The following is an 18,952-nucleotide window of genomic DNA, read 5'->3' as shown; positions in this document are numbered from 1 at the left end:
AAAGTGCGGAATTATTTTATATCCCGCCATGGGTGTCCTGTAAGGAAAGCCCGACTATTTCTTTTTCCCGGCGGGTAAAAGGGCAAAGAGTAAAATCGCGGCGATGTAGGGAAGCGATATAAGCACGGAGGGCGGAAAGGTTTTTGAAAATACTTGCAGGCGGTTTGCCGCGTATTCCGCAGCGGCAAATACGATAACCGCCCAAAAGGTGCCGCGCACGGTTTTGCGTCCCAAAAAGACGGCAGCTAAGGCAAGCCAGCCCTTGCCCGCACTGATGTTCGGCACAAAGGCCGAAAGCTTTAAGCAGTAGATAATGCCCGAAACGCCTGCGCACAGGGCGCTTATGCGCCACGCCGAACTTTTATACGCATTCACCCCGATACCGCGGGAAGCAAGAACTTCGGGAGATTCTCCGGTTATGCGGATTCTCATTCCCCATACGGTTTTGTATAAGATAAACGCGAGGGCTGCGGAAACAATCCACGCGAAAGCTGCGGCCGGAAGGCGTGAAAAGCTGACGGAAACATCGGAAAAAACGCCCGTTCCCGTAACGTATTCGGCGGCAATTCCCCGCGTTCCGAACCACATATAGGATAAAAGCGAAGAAAAACCGGCTGCAAAGAGGTTTACCGATAAGCCCGCCAAAAAGGGGTTGGAATGCGTTTTGTGTACAAAGAGCGAAAGCGCGTGCATAATCAGCACCGCCGAAGCAAGAGAGAGGGCGGCCGACAAGACAAGGTTTTCGGTAAAAACGGCAAAGGCGAAAAACAAAAAAGCCGTAAGGTTTATAATACCGTCGGCAAAAACCGCCGTAACGCCCGCGTATTCGCTTACCAAAACCCCTATGGAAATAAGCATAAGAGGAGCGGCCGACACAAAAATATAATTGAGTGCGTTCACGATTTTTCCCCTTCTTTTACAGTATGCAATCCCTCCCGGCGCTTGTGTACAAACCGGGCCGGCTTATATATACGTTGAGCCGACTTGTATACAAATTGTGCCGATATAAAAAGCATAACGGCCCCCTGCACTAAAAAGGCCGCGTCATAGGAGGTATGGGCGGCGACTGCCGCTGCACTTGTTCCGGTAAAGATATAGGATAAAAACAGGCTTACGGGAATAAGGGCAATCGGATTTGAGCGGGCAATAAGGGCGGCGGACAAAGCGTTCCAGCCCATCCCCGCATAAAAACCGCTGTGGCAGGTGTAATAGGTTCCCGCAACCGCCGCATAGCCTGCTATGCCGTGAAACATTCCCGACACAATCATTCCGGCCGTACTTACCGTACCGAGGGGGTAAGCGCAGTAGAGGGCAAATTCGGGCGCCTTACCGCATATTCTAAAGCGCTGCCCGCGCCGCGTTTTATACAAAAAATATGCGCAAAGCAGGGCAAGGGGAATGGCGGCTGCGGCACTTATGTTAAGAGGTGACGGCACAAGTATTTGTTTAAACCGCAAAAGTTTGTGTATAAAGGGCATGGCAAGAAGATTTTTCGATTGATCGCGCAGGGGCCCTGAAACAGCATAGTCTATAAGCGGTATAAGGGCGGCGCTTAATAAAAACGAAGAAATCAATTCGCTTATGCCGCGCCGCCGTTTTAAAAGTGCGGGAATAAATGAAGTAGCTCCTCCCGCTGCGGCGGAACCTGCAAGGGCGGCGCACGACACGGCAAAAACCATGAGCGCTTGTGCAGGCGCCGTGTTTTCGGCCGAGCTTCCGATTACATGTTCGGGCAAAAGGGCATTCATAATCAATACCGCGCAAAAGCCTCCTATATACACCTGGCCTTCGCCGCCCAAGTTCATATTGCCCGACTGCATGGCAAGGGCGGCTCCCAAGCCCGCGATAATCAAAAGCGATGCACCGTTAAGCCATGTTCCTGCATAATAGAGGTTTGTCAAAGGCAGGGCAAAAAAACTCAATGCGGCTTCAAGCGGCTGTGTCGACGTACAAAGGATAATCGCCAAGGCGGTCAATAAGCCTGCAAAAGGCGCCGCCGCAGCCGACAGTATGCCGGCTCCCCCTTTAAGTTTCATACAAGCGGCCTCCTCTTATCGAATACCGCAAACAGCTTTCAAAGCGGGCAAAGCTTCCCGAGCTTACAAAAAGCAAAATGCCCGTTCCCTCATCCGCGGCGCGCTGTAAGCGCCGGGTTAAGGCTGCGGCGGCATTTACGTCCAAGCCGCGCTCCGGTTCCGATAAAATCAACAGCTTTTTGAACGCATCGATTTCGCGCTCGATAATCAAGCGCTGAAGCATCCCGCCCGAAAGAGCCGACGCGCGCTCTTCAATGCCTATATGTATGCCTGCACGTAAAATCAAACTGCGCGCATAGGAGGCGCTGTCTATCTTATCTTCAGGCTTTAAGTACACGGTTAAAATCTGTTCGACAGTAAGGGCGGGATTCGATGCGCGGAAGGTGCGGTTAAAGGGCACAATGCCCGCTCCGAAAGAGCGAAGGCGGCCGGGCCCGGAAGCGTCCGTGTGCTTTACGCTTCCCGTATGCCGTTTTGTTTGCGGGTGTAATTCCCGCTTTCCTTCAATAAGAATGCTTCCGGTGTATTCAAGCGTTTTCATTCCCGTTAACAGATTTTCAAGGGTTTCAAGACCGTTTTCCCTGTGCCCGTACATGCAGGTAATCGTTCCCGGATACACTTCAAAACTTATATCGTAAAGAGGAGAGCCTTCATTCGGCACACAGCTGAGGTTTTTAACGGAGAGGACGGGCATTGCTCCCGAATCCTTATAAGTGCAGTGTGCCCGGGAACTTTCGCAAAGCGGGCTTGCGTTTTCATCCCCTTCCGATACTGCCGACACCGCCGGCAGCCCCGAATCAGGGGAGGTTTGCGATGCAGGGGACCTTGCGGAAGCTGCGGAATCCGTTGTGCGTGCGAATACAAGACTTTCTATATAAGAGCGATTTAAAACGGTACATGTGTTTCCCGTACATTCAAGAAAGGCGGCTTTTCGGCCTGCGCGTAAAATCAAAATGCCGTCGGCGTACTCAAGGGCGTCGTCGGTATTGTGCGTTATAAGTATAACGATTTTTCCTTTTGAAGCGTAGTTTTTTAATTCAGGGTAGAGTGCTTGCTTTTGCTCGATATTTAAAACCGCACCCGGTTCGTCCAAAATAAGAATGTCCGGATTTTTATACAAAGCCGACGCAAGGGCGGTAAAAAAGCGTTCCTGCGCGCTTAAAGGCGGAATGCGGGAAAGCGGGTTTACGGGAAGTTTCCATTCCTTCAAAAGGGCGTCTATTTGACAGCGCGCTTTTTTAAAATCGACAAAATCAAAAAAATCGGTCAAACCGAAAAAGCCCTTGCCGCGTTGTGAAACACCGAACGGTTCCAAACGGGAACAGGAAAAGCGGGCAGGCTCACTTCCCAAAATTATATTATCGCGTACATTTAACCGGTCGGCCAAAAGCGGCCGCTGATGAACGAGGGCGCAGGAGTATATGTTTTGAAAATCGATTGTACCCGAATCGGCTTTGCTTTCGCCGCTTATAAGGGCGGCAAGGGTTGATTTTCCGGCTCCGTTTTCACCCAAAAGGGCGTACACCTTTCCGGCCGGAAAATCGCAGTTCAAATTATCGAGTACAATTTTGCTGCCGAAAGATTTTCCGACAGCTTTTAAATGCAAAGCCCTTTCCATACAACGGCCGGCGGAATGTCAGTCTTTACTGTTTAAAACGAGGCTGCCGTTTTTAATATCGGCATAGGCTCTTTCCAAATGCGCCCGTATATCTTCGCCGACCGTTTCGGTAAAAGCCGGATCGTCCAAAATAAAATCGACGTAACCGTCTTTTATGCCCAGAGTTTGAGCCGTACCGAATTCGGTTTTGCCCTCAAGGAATCTAAGGGTTTGCTCATAGGCATTTTTTTTCTGTTCCATAACCGAGCTGGAAATAACATAACCGGGAGCCTTTGAAAATCCGTTGTTGTCGAACCAGGCGATGTAAAATCCCGATTCTTTTGCGGCCGCAATCACCCCCTGAGAAGCGCCTCCCGCAATCGGAAGGATAACGTCCACCCCTTCTGCATACAAACCTTTGGCAATGTCGGCTCCCTTGGAAGCGTCGTACCAGTTGCCCACAATGCGGAACTCCGCCGTAATCTCCGGATCGGCGGCCTTTGCCCCCTCTACAAAGGAAGGGAAAATAATCTTATTCATAACAGGATATTCCTGCGCCGCAACAAGGGCGATTTTCTTTTGAGCATTCGCATATTTCATAACCGAAGAAGAAGCGGTTGTAACCAAGCCCGCCGCATAGCCGGTAAGATAGGCCTGTTCGCGCTGATTGTAGCGGACGGTTGCAATATTTTTGTTGCCTTTAAGATAGCCGTCGAGAATGATAAACTTTTGTTTGGGAAACTGAGAGGTAAGCGGAGCCGCCAATTCCGGCAAAGACGGATTTGAAGAAAAAATCACTTCGTATTCGCCCGTTGCCGCAAGAGCGGTCAGCTTTGTGCTCCATTCGGCTTGATTCGTGCCGGCTTCTATAACACTGAGTTTTACCGCGCCGCCGTGTTCTGCGTTGTAAGACGCGACCGCCTCCGTAACGCCCGCACTAAGCATTTCGTACACGGGATTTCCGGAAACGACGCCCGGCACAAAAACCGCAATTTTCCGTTCGGCCTTTTCAGCCTTTGAGCAGGAAGCGAAAAAAAAGACCGCTACAAACGCTGCCGCAGTCAAAAGAAGTCTGTTTGTTTTCATAGTTGACCCTTTATCTTTAAATTGGATTATGCTTTATAATAGTTTTACATCAAACTATTGTCAAGAGGGTTTGAATCCTGCTTGAACATATTATCCTGCACGTATAAAATAAAAGATAAAGAACCGGATAGGATAAACGCCGATGAATAATGAAATGATTATATACGCTACCGAAGACGGTAAGGCAAACGTAATATTGCTTGCCAAAGACGGAAATATTTGGATGAACCAAAAACAAATGGCGGAACTTTTTGAAACTTCTGTTCCAAATATCAATATGCATATATCAAATGTACTAAAAGACAAAGAGTTAGACAAAGAATCAGTTATTAAGTATTACTTAATAACTGCCACTGACGGTAAACAATATAATGTAGCCTTTTATTCTCTGGATATGATTTTGGCCGTCGGTTTTAGGGTAAGAAGTAAACGGGGTACTCAATTCAGAATATGGGCAAACGCCAATTTAAAAGAATATGTAGTGAAAGGTTTTGTAATTGATGATGAACGCTTGAAAAATCCCGACGGCAGACCCGACTATTTTGACGAACTTTTGGAACGGATCCGAGACATCCGCGCCAGTGAAAAACGCTTTTATCAAAAAATACGGGATCTTTTTGCACTCAGCAGCGACTACCAAACATGTGAAAAAGAGACACATCTGTTTTTTGCCGAAACTCAAAATAAACTACTTTATGCAGCAACTCAAAAAACGGCAGCCGAAATAATTGTAAGCCGAGCCGATGCGTCAAAACCGAACATGGCTCTTACCTCGTGGAAAGGCAGCATTGTTCGCAAAGAAGATATTTACATTGCAAAAAACTATCTTTCAGAAGAAGAACTGGATATGCTTAACAGACTTACCGTGCTGTTTCTTGATTCTGCCGAGCTGCGGGTAAAAGAGCGTAAAGATTTAACCTTGAACTTTTGGAGAAATAATGTTGACGGATTACTTCAGTTCCAAAACAAAAGCATTTTAAAAGGAGCTGGTTCCGTTTCAAAAAAACAAATGGAAAAGAAAGTAGAAGCTGAATATCAAATCTACGATACGAAACGTAAACAATACGAGGCAATCCAAGCTGATAAAATAGATGACGATGAATTAAAGCTGCTTGATAAAAAAATCAAATCCCGTAAAAAAACATACGAAACCGTGTAAGGTTCCTCCTATCCCCTCAGCTCCTGAATGATGAACTTTGCGGCGCCCCTCCAATCCATGTCGCAGTAAAACCGCTTTCCGTTTGCACATACTGTCAAAACTTCGAGATAATTTCATTGCATATATTGTGCGTTAGATATATAATATACATATATTATATATTAAAGAGGCGTAAAAAGAATGGCAAAGGCGGCAAATTTCAGTATCAGAATGGATTCGGATATAAAAGCTCAAAGTGAGTACGTCTATAACTCCCTCGGTTTAAATTTGACAACGGCGATAAACGTGTTTCTCAGAAAATCCATTCAAGCAGGAGGCTTTCCCTTTGATGTACGGCTGGATAATTTTAATAAAGAAACAATAGATGCAATACATGAAGCCGACTCTATCAGCGAGGAAATCAGGATGGGGCGGCGAAAGCCTTTTACTTCCTGGCAGGAAGCAAAAAACAGTCTTTTGAGATGAAATACAGATTTGATTATACATCCAAATTTAAAAAAGATTACCGCAAGCTTTCAAAACAAAGCATTATTGATGAAGTTGATACTGTGATTAAAAAACTTTTGGATGGAGAAACGCTCGAAAAAAAATATCACGACCATGCCTTAGTAGGAAACTATAAGGGATGCAGGGATTGTCATATTCGCCCCGATTTGGTTTTAATTTATAAAAAAGAGGACGACATACTTGTGTTAACCGCCTTACGGCTCGGAAGCCATAGCGAATTGTTTTGAGAGATAAGTATGATTGATATTGAACCGGCTTATCCTCCCGGATATGAAGCATTGGCGGGCTGTATACAGGATGACTTCTTCTGCCGTCCCGCCCTACAATTCCTTCCGCAGTAAAACCGCTTTCCGTTTAATTTTCGACTTGACGTAATACGAAAACGTATATACAATTATTATGGATTGAGGCCGTGATGACGAAGATAAGTGATGACGGCAGGTTTGAATGGGATACCGATAAAAACAAACAGAATATAAAACGTCACGGACTCTCATTTGAAGAAATCGTTACACTGAAAAAGAGACCTATTGATTTTTCCGATATTCCCGAACTCACCGATTCGCAGGCAAAAGAGCTGTACCCAAAAAATTGGAAGCCGAAAAAGCAAGCCGTTTCCGTAAGAATAGATATGGATACGATAGACTGGCTTAAAGAACCCGGAGAGAAAGGGTATTTACAGCGGCTGAATGCCGTCCTTCGCTGGGCACGAATGGAAGGCTGCCCTATAGGACGACTGTAAAAAAATACGAAACCGTGTAAGGTTCCTCCTATCTCCTCAGCTCCTGAATGATGAACTTTGCGGCGTGGGCCCCGTCGCTTACGGCTTTTGCGATTTGCAGGTAGCCGCCCGCTGCGTCCCCTGCGGCATATAAGCCGGGAAGGTTTGTTTGAAAGCGCTCATTCACGATAAGGGTTCCCGCATCCGCGCCGCTTCCGGTTTGTACGCCGAGTTTTGCGGCAAAGTCCGCGGCTCCGGCCGTTCCCAAGGCGATAAATAAACCCTGCACGTCATAGGTTCCGCCTGAGGTTTTAACCGCTCCGATAGGACCTCCTGCTTGTACCGTTTCACCGGTTTGTACACCGTCGGCATTCCCCGCGTGGCTTGCCCCTCCTTCAATAGCCTGTATTTTGTCTTTTACGATTGCGATGTCTTGGGGTAAAACCTCTTGTACGCCGGAGTCAAGTTCCAAGCCGTTTGTAAAAAGGGTGATGTCTTTTGTCAGGGTGTACAGATGATTCAATTCGGCGGCGGCATAAAAGCCGTTTCCTACAACACCGATTTTTTTATTACGGTAAAAAAAGCCGTCGCATACGGCGCAAAAACTGATGCCTCTTCCCTGATATTCGGTAAAGCCGGGAACAGGTAAGCCGACGCGCTGTTTACCGGTTGCAAGCAAAACGGTACGGGCGAAGAATTCGCGTTTGTCCGATGTTAAAAGTTTAAAGCGCGCCGTCTTTGCCGATTGTACTCCTGTGTCCGCACCGGGTGAATCGGAGAAAATCTGTTCAATACCGACTACTTCCGAAGCGATAACGGGAATGCCTAAATTTTCGGCCTGGCGTATGCCGCGCTCTGCAAGCTCAATGCCGCTTAAGGGTTTTTCCAAGCCGTAGAAATTTTCGATACCTTCGGCCTTGGTTAAGGCGCCGAAGTCTTTTCCCAATACCGCAGTGCCGTATTTTGCACGCGCCAAGTAAAGGGCGGCGGATATTCCCGCGGGCCCCTTTCCGACAATAACAACATCGTAATTCATACATTGAGTATAATGAATTTTTCTGGTTTTGTGTGGAATAATATCACCCAAAAAAGATAGTGCTTCGCGGCAAAAAAAACATTGACGTCCGCTTGATATGGGTATAATCTTATAGATACGGAATCACACGTTTAATACTCGCAAAGGAGAACAAGCTATGAAATTGGACGGCGCTCAGCGGGAAATTATGGAAGGCGCAAAGGGCGAAACGCTTGCAAAGGTTATGAAAACCCTTGTCGCCTACGGCGAAGCGTTCGGGGCGGAAAAAATGGTACCCGTAACAAGTAAGGGAGGCCATTTGGTAACCAGCTTCGGTTTGGGGGTTATGAAACCCGTATATGCCCTGATGGACACGCTTATTGAAGGCGGTGCGCTCAGCGCTCAGCCTTTTTCGGTCGATCCGAGACCGTTGGCAAAAGAAATACCCGTAAACTTTTTTCAAAATCTTTTGTTCAAAATTATGTATTCGAAACAAGCCGATTACGAAAAACAGCTTGAAAAACTGGGCTTGATGAATCCTAAAGCCTTTACCTGTACTTGCTATATGGACGAAGTGGGCAATAAACCCGAAAAAGGAGAGGTTTTAAGCTGGGCGGAAAGCAGCGCCGTTGTATACGCAAACAGTGTTTTGGGCGCCCGCTGTAACCGCAACAGCGGTATTATCGAATTGTTCGGAAGCATTGCGGGTTATGTTCCGTATTTCGGTCTTTTAACCGACGAAGGCCGAAAAGCGTCTTGGAAAATCACCGTAAAAACGACACGCAAACCCGAAGCACAGATTTTGGGAAGCGCAATCGGCATGAAGGTTGTCGAAGACGTCCCCTATATTACCGGACTTTCTTCATGGCTCGGAAACGAATTGAATGACGATGTGCGCTCCTATTTAAAAGATATGGGGGCGGCCGCCGCTTCAAACGGGGCGGTCGGTTTGTATCATGTTGAAAATTTAACTCCCGAAGCCGTTGAACGGGGAAGCGCTTTAATTCAAAAAGATGCGCGCGAATATGTAATAGACGATGCCGAACTTGAGCGGGTTAAAAAGTCTTATCCGTGCATTTGGAAAAATCCGGATGCAAAGCCCAAACTTTGCTTTATAGGCTGTCCGCATCTGTCGCTTTCGCAGCTGCAAAGCTGGACGGAGCGCTTGGAAAGCCGCGGCGGAAAACTGAAGATTCCGGTAATTATGACATGCGCGCCGGCGGTAGCGGAAGTTTTTAACAAAACGGCTTATGCTCCGCGCTTAAAAAAAACGGGAGTTATACTCAGCAGTATTTGCCCGCTTATGTATATGAACAATCCCTTGTGCGGGAAAATGCCCGTAATTACGAATTCGAATAAACTGCGCACCTATACAAGCGCGCGCTATTATACCGATGATGAAATTCTGAACTACATTACAACGGGGGCCGTACAATGAAGGTTTTTAAAGGACGGGTTATAGCAAAGGGGACGGCACAGGCACGCGCCCTTGTATCGAAAAACGGATTTAATACGCTGGCAAGCTATCAAAAAAGTTTGATGTTCGGCGATAAAAAGGGTACCTGCTCGGATCAAAACAACCCCGACTTATACGGAAAAGAACTTGCAGGCTCTGCCCTGTGCCTGCCGCAGACAATCGGTTCTACAACCGGCGGCATGGTGCTGTTTACGGCAGCTTCTTTCGGAAGGCAGCCGGCTTGCATGCTCTTTTCCAAACCCATAGATTCGCTTGCGGCCGCCGGCGCAATTCTTGCCGATGTGTGGACGGATTCTTCCATGCCCGTAATCGATAATTTGGGAGATGAATTTTTGGAAACGGTACGCACGGGCATGAACGTTACGGTGGAAGAAGACGGCACCGTGCGTATTGAAGATTGACTTTTAAAATCCGCACTTTTCCCGGAAAAGCTTTTCCCGCCCTATGCTTGTAAATCCGCCGTGGCCGGGGTAGACCTTTGTGTCATCGGGAAGTTCAAAAAGGCGCTCGAGGCTTTTTTGCAGTTGGTCAAAACTGCCGCCGCGTAAGTCGGTGCGTCCGACTCCCGACGCAAAGAGGGTATCGCCCGACAAGAGATGACCGCTTTTATGGTAGAGGCAAATCGAACCCGGACTGTGGCCGCTTGTATGTATAAGGCTCCATTCGGGCGCAAAGCTTAAAACGTCATCCCGGTCGAAAACGATGTTTGCTTCCGGAAAATCGGAAAAAGAGTCCCCTAATTCTTCCATAAGGTAGAGGGCTCCCATCCGCAAAAAGTCTTCACGGTGCGTGCCGTATGCGGTTTTTCCCGTATAAGCGCGGTCTCCCGCATGGATACACAGGGGGACTCCGTTGTACCGTTTTTTTAATGCTTTAACCGCACCGCAGTGATCAAAATGACCGTGTGTAAGAATGATACCCGCAACTTCGCAGTCTTCGGTGTTTTCGGCAATAGTATCCGCATGGCCGCCCGGATCGACGATGAATACGCGCGAAAATCCTTGTGCCGCAGAGCAGGGGACGATGTAGGTATTCACCCCCAGCACCCCCGTTTGCAGGCACATCGGCTTTACGGCATCCGTGATAATTCACCTCCGTCTTCCGTCCGGCAGCTTTGTTCAGTCTGTTCGTCATATTCATCATGGATTGATGATTCATAAAGCTTGTCGCTTTGTTCTTCGCAAGCTCTATCCTGTTCGTCTTTTTTGCGCGAATGACTGACGGTTATTTTTCTGTTGCGATAATCGGTGCCGTTAAGCGCTTCAATTATTTTATCCGCGTCTTCGGCATAGACTTGTACAAATGAATAGTTATCCAATACGCGGATTTCGCCTATTCTGTCGCGCTCTATGCCCGCTCGTTGGATAATCAAGCAGATAAGGTCACGCGGAAATACACCGCGGTTGCGTCCGATACTGATAAAGACGGCGGCTGCCGATTCGGGTTCTATGGAAATGCGCGGAGAGGCCGAGCTTTCTTTTTTTGCAGTCTTGGCACCCTCAAAGCCCGTTCTTTCGCCGCCGCGTCCGTGCCGTGAAAAGGGAGTGCGGCCGTTTTTATGTTTACCGGTTTCAAAAGAAATGCCGGAAGCGATTTGTTTTGCCAAATAAGCCGCTACATAAGAGCGTAAAACAAGGGGTACGTTTTTTTTAAATAATTTTTTGTAGTCATTCAAAACAAGGGGATCTTCTTTCGTTTTTACCTGTACTACGGCATCGGCAAGCAAAGCTTCAAAACGCTCGTTTATGCCGGAATTGTCCCGTTGAAAAGCCATCATCTTCTCCTGATAAAAAATATGAATTTGAGAACCTCTAAAAACCGAATTCTGTAGAAGTTCCCGTTTGTGTGTCCGTATCGGCATAAAATCCTGCCGGGATCCGTTGAAAACCGCTTCGGAACATAATATGTTCAAAAAAATCGGGGATATGAACTGCGGGTACAATAATCCGCCTTATACCGTCGTTTTTGAGTATATCCGTACAACGGGTAAAAAGCGATTTTCCTACCCCCAGTCCCCTCCATGCGGGCAAAACATAAAAAGACGTTATAAGCATCGTTTTATGCGAGTTTTCGGGAAAGGGAAGGGCGCTGATAAAACCTGCAAAGTCCTTTTGCGCCGTATGTGCAAGGAGGGTGTATCCATCCGTTTCCCTATTGCCGGGTACGGAAGAACGCCGTAAAAATAAAAGCGTTTCCGCCAATTCCTTTTCATATGCTGAACGGATTTCCTCCTCGGCGCAAATCCGGGCTTCGCGCAGAGAATGCATATCCGCTTCAGCATCGTAAGGGCGGAAGATAAAATCGGTATGGAGCAATTCATCCGTTTCTTCCGGTTCTTCTCCTATTTTTTCCAAACTCCATGAATCCCGCAGGAGATTATACCATGCGGTAATTTCACGTTTTAAAGCCCGCTCTTTGAATGAGAACCACAGGTTTTCAACTTCCGGGTGTTCTTTGAGTACATCCTTAAAACCGCGGAATACTCCCTTGCCCCCGGATAATACGGTACGCAGTTTTTCCTTGACGGGAGGATTGCGGAGACCGGACACAAAATGCTCCATAATCGCAAACCCGTTGACGGAATCCCATACGGGCAAAGGATAAAACCTGTTGCCGTCCGTATGCTCGCTGCCGTTAAAAGCAACCAAACTGTTGTTCTCCGAATCAAAAACACGGAGGACTTTTTGATCCTCCATGGAGAATATAATTTGATTAACGATTTCATCCGTAAGTTCAAATTGCATACCTTTTTTATTATACCATATTTTACAAGAAAAGCAACGGCGAGGCTTGCGCATTGACATCTTTCTTTTTTTTACAAATGTCCCGATTTCTCTTGATTTTTTTCGGGGGGGGGGGGGTATAATAGAAGAAACTTTTCATTGTTTTATTTACGGTAAAAAAAACAGCAATCAGGAGGATGATAAAATGAAAAGAGCTATGTTAATTTTTATCGGGGTCGGTTTGCTTTGTGTAAATGTATGTGCGGAATTTGTTGTAAGTCCGACGGCGGGATTTTCAAATCTGTATTCCACAGAAGAGAGCACGAAGCAGATTCAAAAGCAAATCGGGTTGATTACAGATTGGTATATTGTAAAAGAAAGGAATACCATAACATGGGTACCATTCAGTTTCGGTGTTTCGCTCGGAGAAATATCCAAGAGCGGTTTTACGTTTTTGGCTTCAACCGATTTTTTAACCGGCTCGGAGATGAAGGCTGTTCATAAATATACACTTTATCCGGATTCATTACCGCCTTATGCAAAGGTTACCGTAAAAACAAAAGGCTTATTTTTACAAGGCAATTTATTATTCGGCTATACCTACCGCGGCATCCCGAACCTTTTTCTTACCGCTGCATCCGGTATTGGAGCAGGCGGCGGTATTACTCAAATAACCGAAGTTTCATCTTCAGGGCTGACGGCATCGGGACTTGATATTGAACTGAAAAAAGCCGATTTCGGTATTCCGTTGTATTTTGGAGCTTCCTACTTTTTTACAAAAAATATCGGAATTAATGTGGGTATCTTGGATACAATCGGTGCAGGCTGGATATGGTATGATACTCCGGGGCTGCCTTCCGGTTTGCCCTATTTCGGAACGGGAAGCGATATAACCAGTCCTGCGTTTACGAACGTCTTTACTTTAAAAATCGGCCCCATATTTAAACTCTAAATCTTAAACGGAATCGCCGATAAAACGGGAGTCCGCAGGGGCTGTCAAAAAAACGATGAGGTTTTAAGACAGCCCCTTTACATCTCTTTACAAAACGGTTGAACGGAGGGCAAAAATAGGGTATAGTATGCCGATATGAAAAAAATCACCGTTTTTTTGTTTGGTCTTATCGGCCTTGTTATCGTGATTTTTGCCCTGCTAAGGCAAATGCCGAAAAAAGATTTAAAGGATACGGTATATACCAAAACCGTTATACCTTCTCTTTCGGGGGGTGAACCCTCCGTACGGCAGGAAAACAGCCTTGAAACCGAAGAAACGGTACAAACCTCGCTGATTCCTCTGCTTGCAGGCGAAATACTGATTACGGCTTATTCAATCGACTTTGACGCAGACGGGTATGAAGACCAGATTATTGCACTGAAAACGCCCGACAGTCAATTTATCAAGGTTATTGTAGGCTTGTATAATCCCTTTTTGAATAAATATGAACGTTCGGCCGAAATTCCGAGCGATATAGAGCAGGTAAAAACCTTTTTTTTATCGGTGTCGGATATAACCGGAACGCACGAAAACGCCCTCATTATAACCGGTTACGGCATTAAAAATGAATCGCGCTTTCAGGCATGGCTTCCCCGTAAAAACGCTTCGGGCTTTTTTTTGCATGAAATTGCCGATTTATATGCCGCCGGAACAATCTTTATCCAGCAAAAAAACCGAAGCGATTCCTATCCTTTGGAAAGTGCGGACGGAGAAAGTTTTCCCGTATGGGCGTATACCTCGGATCCGAATGCTCCGGAAGGCTCTCTTGACCAGCTGCAAATTATGTACGATTGGGATAAAAACCAAAAAAAATATGTTAAAAAGGTTGAAACAAAAATAACGGAAAAAAGTCTTACGGCCCAGGAATTGTCCAAAATTCAGGACGGAACGGAAGAAACCTTTGCCGGTTTTTTAAACGGAGTATGGATGAAATCCGGAAAGACGGCGGAACACAACCGTTATCTGTTTTTCGATTACGAAAAAAAAGAAATTATTTTTTTTCAGTATGACAGGCAGGAGCTGCATACATGGGAGCGCAGTACGCTCAGGCGTAACGGTATTCTCGTATATACAACCAACCAGTCCATATCGAATATTTCGCGCCGTTTTGACATAGCCCTTGTTTCCACCGATGAAATACGTATAAAGGTTGTCGATGACTTGGGTATGCTTATCAGTTCGGAAACGCTTTGGGACGGAGACTATAAAAAACAAAGTACGGACGCGCTCTTTGCCGCTTCGCCGGTACAAACGCAGGCGGAAAAGCCTCCGGTTGATATTATTAAGACCTTGCAAACGAGCGGCCGCACGGTTTGGAAGTGCGATAACGGGTGGGAGCTCAGCTGTTCGGGGGGAGTGTATACGGCAAAAAACGGGGCTTTAACCGAAAGCGGCGTTTTTTCGGTGTTAACCGCCTTTGGCGAGCATCTTTTGCAATTCAAAAGCCGTAATACGGGAGGAGTCTTTTCGGGATTTTACCGCACCGAAATTATAAGTTCTCAAACCGAGCGTTCTTCTGCAAATGCCGTTTCCGATAAGGCGGATGACGGAAAAAAAACGACGGGTACGCGGATTATATTAACGCCCGTAAAGCTGAGCATATCGCAGGCGGAAAGCGCCCTCGGGAGAAGCTTGCAATTGGAACTTTCGGCCGTCCGGGATTAGGGGGCTGAATCTTCCGGTTCGGTTTGTGTTTTCAAAAAAAACCAAAAGGGCGCGGGCAGGGTTCTTGCATTTCCTGCAGCAACTGCGGCTTCGGGGGAATCGGGAAATTCCCTTGCAAGGGCTTCCGCCCACTTTTTTTCTTCCGTTATATGATGCAGGGTTAACAAAATCACCGGCTTGAGGCTCGCCATATCTTGAGCGGCCGCATAGGATTTTAAAACCGAGACGGGGCCTTCCAGTTCTTTTTGATTTTGAGCCTTTATAATCCAGCTCCACAGTGCGTACAATTTTGCCGAAGAGCGTATTTCCGCAGTCGCAGGGGATGAAAAGGCCGTACTCAATAAAAAGTCCGCCGCCGATACATCGGCGGAAGAAAGGGCGCAGCGCACGGAGCCGAGTAGCAATCTCTGCCCGCGCTCGCTTTGTACACCCGCCAAAGAAGCTGCCGTACCGTAGGTTGCCGAAGCTTCCGCATATAAGCCCGTCTGTTCCTGTAAGGGGGCCAGCCGTTCGGCGGCCTTAAGCCTTTGTTCCGCAGACGTGCCGCTTTTTACCGTTTTGCTTAACTCTTCTATGAGGGGAAGGACGGCCTGCGATTCCGCGGAGGGAGTTGTTCCTGCGGGTGTAACCGTTTGGGCGCATACAAAAAGCGGCATAAAAAGGGAAAAAAAGAGCGGATAGAGTATGGGGTTCCGGCTCCCCGAAAAGGCGTATATAAGCTTGTTCACAAACCGGCCTTTCACGCTTTTTTGGTTTCGGATGCCGCCGAGTCTTGCGGCTGCAAAACGTTTTGCACGGGCAAAACGGTATGTTCGTCAGGATTTTTCCGGAGCGCATTTTTTGCAATCTTTTCTTTTTTTGCAAAAAGCTTTTTTTCGGTTTTTGCCGCCGAAGAACCCCGCTTTTTACCGAAGGTAAAGGGTAGCGTTATAAGTACGCCGGCTAAAAAAGAAAATAAAATTGTCAAAAAAACGGGTACTTGCTCAAAGCGTTTAAACCCGAAGTTTATATCGCATGAATTTTCCAAATTAAAGCCGGTAAAAACGGCGGCGATAATCATACACAGTATAAATAAAATCAATTTAAAAGGCATAATGCGATTTTATCACGAAACAGGGCTCTTTGCAACCGTAAAAAGCGGATTTATTAAGCCCTTACCCGACCCGCGTTCCCCTAAACGTGTTGCCCTGTATCGATTCCAAGCGGACTCTTACAAAGCTGCCTGTGACGCTTTCGTCTGCGGCGAATACGACGCGGCCGTCCTGTTCGGTGTGTCCTAAAAGTTCGGCTTTATTATCGCGCGAGGGGCTTTCGGCCAGTACCTTTACCGTAGTGCCGAGCCGCTTGGTTATTTCTTCTTTTGTAATGCGCTGCTGTACGCGGATTATTTTGTCGAGGCGCCGCTTTTTTTCTTCAAGGGGTACCTGATCGGGGTAGGTGCAGGCGGGCGTTCCTTCTCGCGGATTATAATAATACATAAAGGCCGCTTCGTAGCGCACCTGCTCCATAAGAGAAAGGGTTTGTTCAAAATCGTCTTCGGTTTCGCCGGGAAAGCCGATTAAAATATCGCTTGTAAGCGACACATCGGGAAGTTCGGCACGGATACGGGTAACCAAATCGAGGTAGGTTTCGCGGCTGTAGCGCCGGTTCATTTTTTGCAAAATGCGGCTTGAGCCGTGCTGGACGGGAAGGTGTATGTGCCGGCAAATCACGGGATAATCTCTTATTACGCGGATAAGTTCATCGGAAAAATCTTTGGGATGGCTGGACATAAAACGCACCCACTCTATCGAAGAAGAGGTTTTTTGCAAATGCGAGGCTATGCGCTCCAAAAGCTCCGGAAAATCAACCGTTCCGCCTTTTTTTGTTTGCCCGCCTTGTTCGCTGTGTCCGGTTTGCTCCGCATGCCTGTATGAATTGACGTTTTGTCCCAAAAGGGTGATTTCGCGCACATTGCGTTCCGAGAGCATATCCAGCTCTTTTAGAATTTCTTCGACGGGTCTTGAAATTTCACGTCCTCGTACATAGGGCACAATGCAATAGGTACAAAAATTATTGCAGCCGTGCATAATCGGCACAAAGGCTTGGAAAGCTCCCGGCTCCAAAGAAAGCGGGGCAAAGCTGTAAACGGGCTTATCGGGAAAATCCCGGCTGCCGGGATTAACCGTTCCGGAGAACTCCTCTGCGGACCTTACTTCAGGTGGGGATTTTTCTTCCTCCGCTTTCGCCGATTGAACGATTTTTATTGCACTTGCATTTGCATCCTGCGTTTTCGGACTTAACAGGAGGCTTGCCGTCCCCTTGCGCGCTTCCATGGAAAAAGCGATGTCCGCATAGCGTTTTTTTTCAAAGTTGCCGACAACGTAATCGACAACCGGAAAATCCTTTTGCAGTTTATCTTTTAAGCGCTCTGCCATGCAGCCGGTTACGGTCAGCACAAAGGGAGGCTTTCCGCTTTTTTCGCGCTGTTTTCTAAGCGCGGTATAGCGCCCCAAGCGCCCCCGTATGCGGCTTTCTGCGGTTTCGCGCACCGAGCAGGTATTTATAATAATTAAATCGGCCGTTTCTTCACCGGGCGAAGCTGTCCAGCCGCGCGCGAGCAAAAGCTGTTCGACGGCGGACGACTCGGCCTTATTCATTTGGCAGCCGTAGGTTTCAAAAAAAAAGGTCATAGGAAAATTTACTGCAATTCCTTACTCAATTCGCCGTCTTTTTCTACGGTGAATTCGCTTCCGTCTTCGTAGTGAATGACGATAGTCGGGCTGCGCACCACGCCGTCGAAGTGGATAAGGCTTTTCGCATCGTTGTCGTAATTGCTGCCGATTGCAAAGTGGCAGGTTTTAAAAGCCTTTTCGTCTTCGAGCATTTTTCCGGTAATCAGGGCGGCGGGGTTCAGTCCTATACCCAGCTCTCCTATATTGCGTGCATTGCGTGCGTATTCGCCACCCGAACCGGAAGGAAGCCGTCCGTCTTTTTCCATTTCAAGCGCTTGATTTTCGGCGGCCGTTATACAGCGCAAAAGGCGGTATGCTTCGCAATCCGGGTCAGAGCCGTCAACGGGGCGGCCTGCCTTACTTGTTATCGAAGACACATAGCCTTTTACATCGGCGATGATGGGATCGGTAATAATAAAACAGCCTTCGGTAACGCTTATCGAACCGTCGAATACGATACGCCCCTCGCAGCCTTCCGAGGTTTTCGGCGTAAGCGGGCTTATAAATACCTCGCCTGCCGGAATATTGCCCCCGTTTCCGGGTTTTGAAAAATCGCCGTCGTCGCAAAAGGCGGTTCTGCCGCTGACGGGAACTTTTATATCGGTTCCGCCGGGGGCGGTCACGCGGACATAAGAAGCGTTGCGGAATTTAGCCGCCAAAATGCGGCAGCGTTTTTGTAAAAGTTCATAATCGATATTGGCCGCACGCATAAACATATCAATCGTTATGCCCGGCGTCCATATAGCGCGTAAGTTTTTTTTGCCTTCGAGGTTATAGTTAAAAATATGATTAAACTCTTCGCCGTTTTCGGCAACAAAGGGCTTTTTAGAACCGGCCTCATCTTTTCCGAGTTTATTGGCCGAAACGGAAAGGCAAATATCAGGCTCGGTGTGAAGCGCTGCAATAACTTCAGGTTCCGCAAAATCGAGCAGGGTTTTTGTTTTTTGCATAACGATAACCGCTTTCCCGCCCAACTCGTCGGCAGCCTCATAAAGCCTGCGGCTTATTTCAAGGGTTTCGTCTTCGGGGTTTGTAATAATCAAAACGCGCTCGCCCTTTTTAAGAGCGCATACGTCGCGTATAACGGTTAATGCCGTTTGTTTTATTTTTTCATAATCGATAGTCATGGTACTATGATACACCGAAAGTGAGTTCTTGGGCAAGCGAGGCTTGACATTCGATACCGTTAGATTCATACTATATAATATAGTTTATACCAATTTAGGAAAGTCAATCGAAAGTTGACACTTTCTTCTTGGCT

At 47.1% G+C, this 18,952-nt stretch carries 20 protein-coding genes; 8 read left to right on the top strand and 12 right to left on the bottom strand.

From position 1 onward, the window contains the following. Positions 1 to 54: 54 nt before the first annotated feature. From V1L52_RS10690 to V1L52_RS10675, 4 genes are read right to left on the bottom strand one after another with little or no spacing between them, the layout of a single operon-like run. Positions 55 to 900, bottom strand: a complete 846-nt coding sequence (locus V1L52_RS10690; RefSeq protein ID WP_428769511.1) for an ABC transporter permease subunit — start codon at positions 898 to 900, stop codon at positions 55 to 57. Beyond that, positions 897 to 2,036 carry an ABC transporter permease gene (locus tag V1L52_RS10685; protein WP_428769509.1) on the bottom strand — a complete coding sequence of 380 codons (1,140 nt, stop codon included), beginning with the start codon at positions 2,034 to 2,036 and terminating at the stop codon, positions 897 to 899. Before V1L52_RS10685 ends, V1L52_RS10690 begins: the two co-directional genes overlap by 4 nt. Beyond that, positions 2,026 to 3,654 (bottom strand): ATP-binding cassette domain-containing protein, encoded by a 1,629-nt coding sequence (locus V1L52_RS10680; RefSeq protein WP_428769507.1) that lies wholly within the window; start codon positions 3,652 to 3,654, stop codon positions 2,026 to 2,028. The genes V1L52_RS10685 and V1L52_RS10680 overlap by 11 nt, the downstream gene beginning before the upstream one ends. Positions 3,655 to 3,672: 18 nt before the next feature. Then, positions 3,673 to 4,719, bottom strand: a complete 1,047-nt coding sequence (locus V1L52_RS10675; RefSeq protein ID WP_428769505.1) for a BMP family ABC transporter substrate-binding protein — start codon at positions 4,717 to 4,719, stop codon at positions 3,673 to 3,675. 142 nt (positions 4,720 to 4,861) lie between these two features. On the opposite strand from V1L52_RS10675, the gene V1L52_RS10670 reads away from it, so the two are divergent. The 4 genes from V1L52_RS10670 to V1L52_RS10655 all read left to right on the top strand — a co-directional run bounded on the left by V1L52_RS10670 (position 4,862) and on the right by V1L52_RS10655 (position 7,127). Beyond that, complete coding sequence (locus V1L52_RS10670; protein ID WP_428769504.1) at positions 4,862 to 5,878, top strand: virulence RhuM family protein; 1,017 nt, start codon at positions 4,862 to 4,864, stop codon at positions 5,876 to 5,878. Between the two features lie 180 nt (positions 5,879 to 6,058). Then, on the top strand, positions 6,059 to 6,343 hold the full coding sequence (locus V1L52_RS10665) for a type II toxin-antitoxin system RelB/DinJ family antitoxin (RefSeq protein ID WP_428769502.1): 285 nt from the start codon (positions 6,059 to 6,061) through the stop codon (positions 6,341 to 6,343). Beyond that, entirely contained in the window at positions 6,340 to 6,612 is a 273-nt protein-coding gene (locus tag V1L52_RS10660) for a type II toxin-antitoxin system YafQ family toxin (RefSeq protein ID WP_428769500.1), read from the top strand. Before V1L52_RS10665 ends, V1L52_RS10660 begins: the two co-directional genes overlap by 4 nt. Before the next feature lie 188 nt (positions 6,613 to 6,800). Then, positions 6,801 to 7,127, top strand: a complete 327-nt coding sequence (locus V1L52_RS10655; RefSeq protein WP_428769498.1) for a BrnA antitoxin family protein — start codon at positions 6,801 to 6,803, stop codon at positions 7,125 to 7,127. A 28-nt stretch (positions 7,128 to 7,155) separates the two neighbouring features. On the opposite strand, the gene V1L52_RS10650 is transcribed toward V1L52_RS10655, so the two are convergent. Further along, positions 7,156 to 8,142: an NAD(P)/FAD-dependent oxidoreductase gene (locus V1L52_RS10650; RefSeq protein ID WP_428769496.1), complete on the bottom strand. Its 987-nt coding sequence runs from the start codon at positions 8,140 to 8,142 to the stop codon at positions 7,156 to 7,158. A 157-nt stretch (positions 8,143 to 8,299) separates the two neighbouring features. Here V1L52_RS10650 and V1L52_RS10645 point away from each other — a divergent pair, with 157 nt between their 5' ends. After that, on the top strand, positions 8,300 to 9,559 hold the full coding sequence (locus tag V1L52_RS10645; protein WP_428769494.1) for an aconitase X: 1,260 nt from the start codon (positions 8,300 to 8,302) through the stop codon (positions 9,557 to 9,559). Continuing rightward, entirely contained in the window at positions 9,556 to 9,999 is a 444-nt protein-coding gene (locus V1L52_RS10640) for an aconitase X swivel domain-containing protein (RefSeq protein ID WP_428769492.1), read from the top strand. Before V1L52_RS10645 ends, V1L52_RS10640 begins: the two co-directional genes overlap by 4 nt. Positions 10,000 to 10,002: 3 nt before the next feature. On the opposite strand, the gene V1L52_RS10635 is transcribed toward V1L52_RS10640, so the two are convergent. Genes V1L52_RS10635 through V1L52_RS10625 form a run of 3 tightly spaced genes read right to left on the bottom strand, consistent with a single transcriptional unit; the run spans position 10,003 to position 12,342 of the window. Beyond that, a complete protein-coding gene (locus V1L52_RS10635; RefSeq protein ID WP_428769490.1) occupies positions 10,003 to 10,635 on the bottom strand; it encodes an MBL fold metallo-hydrolase in 633 nt (210 codons plus the stop codon). Positions 10,636 to 10,667: 32 nt separating this feature from the next. Further along, positions 10,668 to 11,372, bottom strand: coding sequence for a DbpA RNA binding domain-containing protein (locus V1L52_RS10630; protein ID WP_428769488.1), 705 nt, complete (start codon positions 11,370 to 11,372; stop codon positions 10,668 to 10,670). 37 nt (positions 11,373 to 11,409) lie between these two features. Beyond that, positions 11,410 to 12,342, bottom strand: coding sequence for a GNAT family N-acetyltransferase (locus tag V1L52_RS10625; protein WP_428769487.1), 933 nt, complete (start codon positions 12,340 to 12,342; stop codon positions 11,410 to 11,412). A 184-nt stretch (positions 12,343 to 12,526) separates the two neighbouring features. On the opposite strand from V1L52_RS10625, the gene V1L52_RS10620 reads away from it, so the two are divergent. Then, positions 12,527 to 13,273, top strand: coding sequence for a DUF2715 domain-containing protein (locus V1L52_RS10620; protein WP_428769485.1), 747 nt, complete (start codon positions 12,527 to 12,529; stop codon positions 13,271 to 13,273). Between the two features lie 135 nt (positions 13,274 to 13,408). Then, positions 13,409 to 14,977 carry a pallilysin-related adhesin gene (locus V1L52_RS10615; RefSeq protein ID WP_428769483.1) on the top strand — a complete coding sequence of 523 codons (1,569 nt, stop codon included), beginning with the start codon at positions 13,409 to 13,411 and terminating at the stop codon, positions 14,975 to 14,977. Here V1L52_RS10615 and V1L52_RS10610 read toward each other — a convergent pair. The 4 genes from V1L52_RS10610 to V1L52_RS10595 all read right to left on the bottom strand — a co-directional run bounded on the left by V1L52_RS10610 (position 14,974) and on the right by V1L52_RS10595 (position 18,818). After that, positions 14,974 to 15,705, bottom strand: a complete 732-nt coding sequence (locus tag V1L52_RS10610) for a hypothetical protein (protein WP_428769481.1) — start codon at positions 15,703 to 15,705, stop codon at positions 14,974 to 14,976. The two genes, V1L52_RS10615 and V1L52_RS10610, sit on opposite strands and share 4 nt — an antisense overlap. Positions 15,706 to 15,716: 11 nt before the next feature. Continuing rightward, positions 15,717 to 16,070 carry a hypothetical protein gene (locus V1L52_RS10605; protein ID WP_428769479.1) on the bottom strand — a complete coding sequence of 118 codons (354 nt, stop codon included), beginning with the start codon at positions 16,068 to 16,070 and terminating at the stop codon, positions 15,717 to 15,719. A gap of 61 nt (positions 16,071 to 16,131) precedes the next feature. Next, positions 16,132 to 17,649 (bottom strand): tRNA (N6-isopentenyl adenosine(37)-C2)-methylthiotransferase MiaB, encoded by a 1,518-nt coding sequence (gene miaB, locus V1L52_RS10600; RefSeq protein ID WP_428769477.1) that lies wholly within the window; start codon positions 17,647 to 17,649, stop codon positions 16,132 to 16,134. Between the two features lie 8 nt (positions 17,650 to 17,657). Then, positions 17,658 to 18,818, bottom strand: a complete 1,161-nt coding sequence (locus V1L52_RS10595; protein ID WP_428769475.1) for an aminopeptidase — start codon at positions 18,816 to 18,818, stop codon at positions 17,658 to 17,660. Positions 18,819 to 18,952: the final 134 nt, after the last annotated feature.

It is taken from the genome of Treponema sp. HNW, assembly GCF_050320395.1.
Classification (GTDB): domain Bacteria; phylum Spirochaetota; class Spirochaetia; order Treponematales; family Treponemataceae; genus Treponema_C.
This window is presented reverse-complemented; position numbering and strand designations above follow the sequence as displayed.

Bases quoted from the DNA above. Each gene is read 5' to 3' on its own strand.
- V1L52_RS10670 (WP_428769504.1), top strand. From the start codon at position 4,862: ATGAATAATGAAATGATTATATACGCTACCGAAGACGGTAAGGCAAAC.
- V1L52_RS10620 (WP_428769485.1), top strand. From the start codon at position 12,527: ATGAAAAGAGCTATGTTAATTTTTATCGGGGTCGGTTTGCTTTGTGTA.
- V1L52_RS10660 (WP_428769500.1), top strand. From the start codon at position 6,340: ATGAAATACAGATTTGATTATACATCCAAATTTAAAAAAGATTACCGC.
- V1L52_RS10675 (WP_428769505.1), bottom strand. From the start codon at position 4,719: ATGAAAACAAACAGACTTCTTTTGACTGCGGCAGCGTTTGTAGCGGTC.
- V1L52_RS10605 (WP_428769479.1), bottom strand. From the start codon at position 16,070: ATGCCTTTTAAATTGATTTTATTTATACTGTGTATGATTATCGCCGCC.
- V1L52_RS10630 (WP_428769488.1), bottom strand. From the start codon at position 11,372: ATGGCTTTTCAACGGGACAATTCCGGCATAAACGAGCGTTTTGAAGCT.
- miaB (WP_428769477.1), bottom strand. From the start codon at position 17,649: ATGACCTTTTTTTTTGAAACCTACGGCTGCCAAATGAATAAGGCCGAG.
- V1L52_RS10625 (WP_428769487.1), bottom strand. From the start codon at position 12,342: ATGCAATTTGAACTTACGGATGAAATCGTTAATCAAATTATATTCTCC.
- V1L52_RS10655 (WP_428769498.1), top strand. From the start codon at position 6,801: ATGACGAAGATAAGTGATGACGGCAGGTTTGAATGGGATACCGATAAA.
- V1L52_RS10650 (WP_428769496.1), bottom strand. From the start codon at position 8,142: ATGAATTACGATGTTGTTATTGTCGGAAAGGGGCCCGCGGGAATATCC.
- V1L52_RS10595 (WP_428769475.1), bottom strand. From the start codon at position 18,818: ATGACTATCGATTATGAAAAAATAAAACAAACGGCATTAACCGTTATA.
- V1L52_RS10665 (WP_428769502.1), top strand. From the start codon at position 6,059: ATGGCAAAGGCGGCAAATTTCAGTATCAGAATGGATTCGGATATAAAA.
- V1L52_RS10615 (WP_428769483.1), top strand. From the start codon at position 13,409: ATGAAAAAAATCACCGTTTTTTTGTTTGGTCTTATCGGCCTTGTTATC.
- V1L52_RS10645 (WP_428769494.1), top strand. From the start codon at position 8,300: ATGAAATTGGACGGCGCTCAGCGGGAAATTATGGAAGGCGCAAAGGGC.
- V1L52_RS10640 (WP_428769492.1), top strand. From the start codon at position 9,556: ATGAAGGTTTTTAAAGGACGGGTTATAGCAAAGGGGACGGCACAGGCA.
- V1L52_RS10680 (WP_428769507.1), bottom strand. From the start codon at position 3,654: ATGGAAAGGGCTTTGCATTTAAAAGCTGTCGGAAAATCTTTCGGCAGC.
- V1L52_RS10685 (WP_428769509.1), bottom strand. From the start codon at position 2,036: ATGAAACTTAAAGGGGGAGCCGGCATACTGTCGGCTGCGGCGGCGCCT.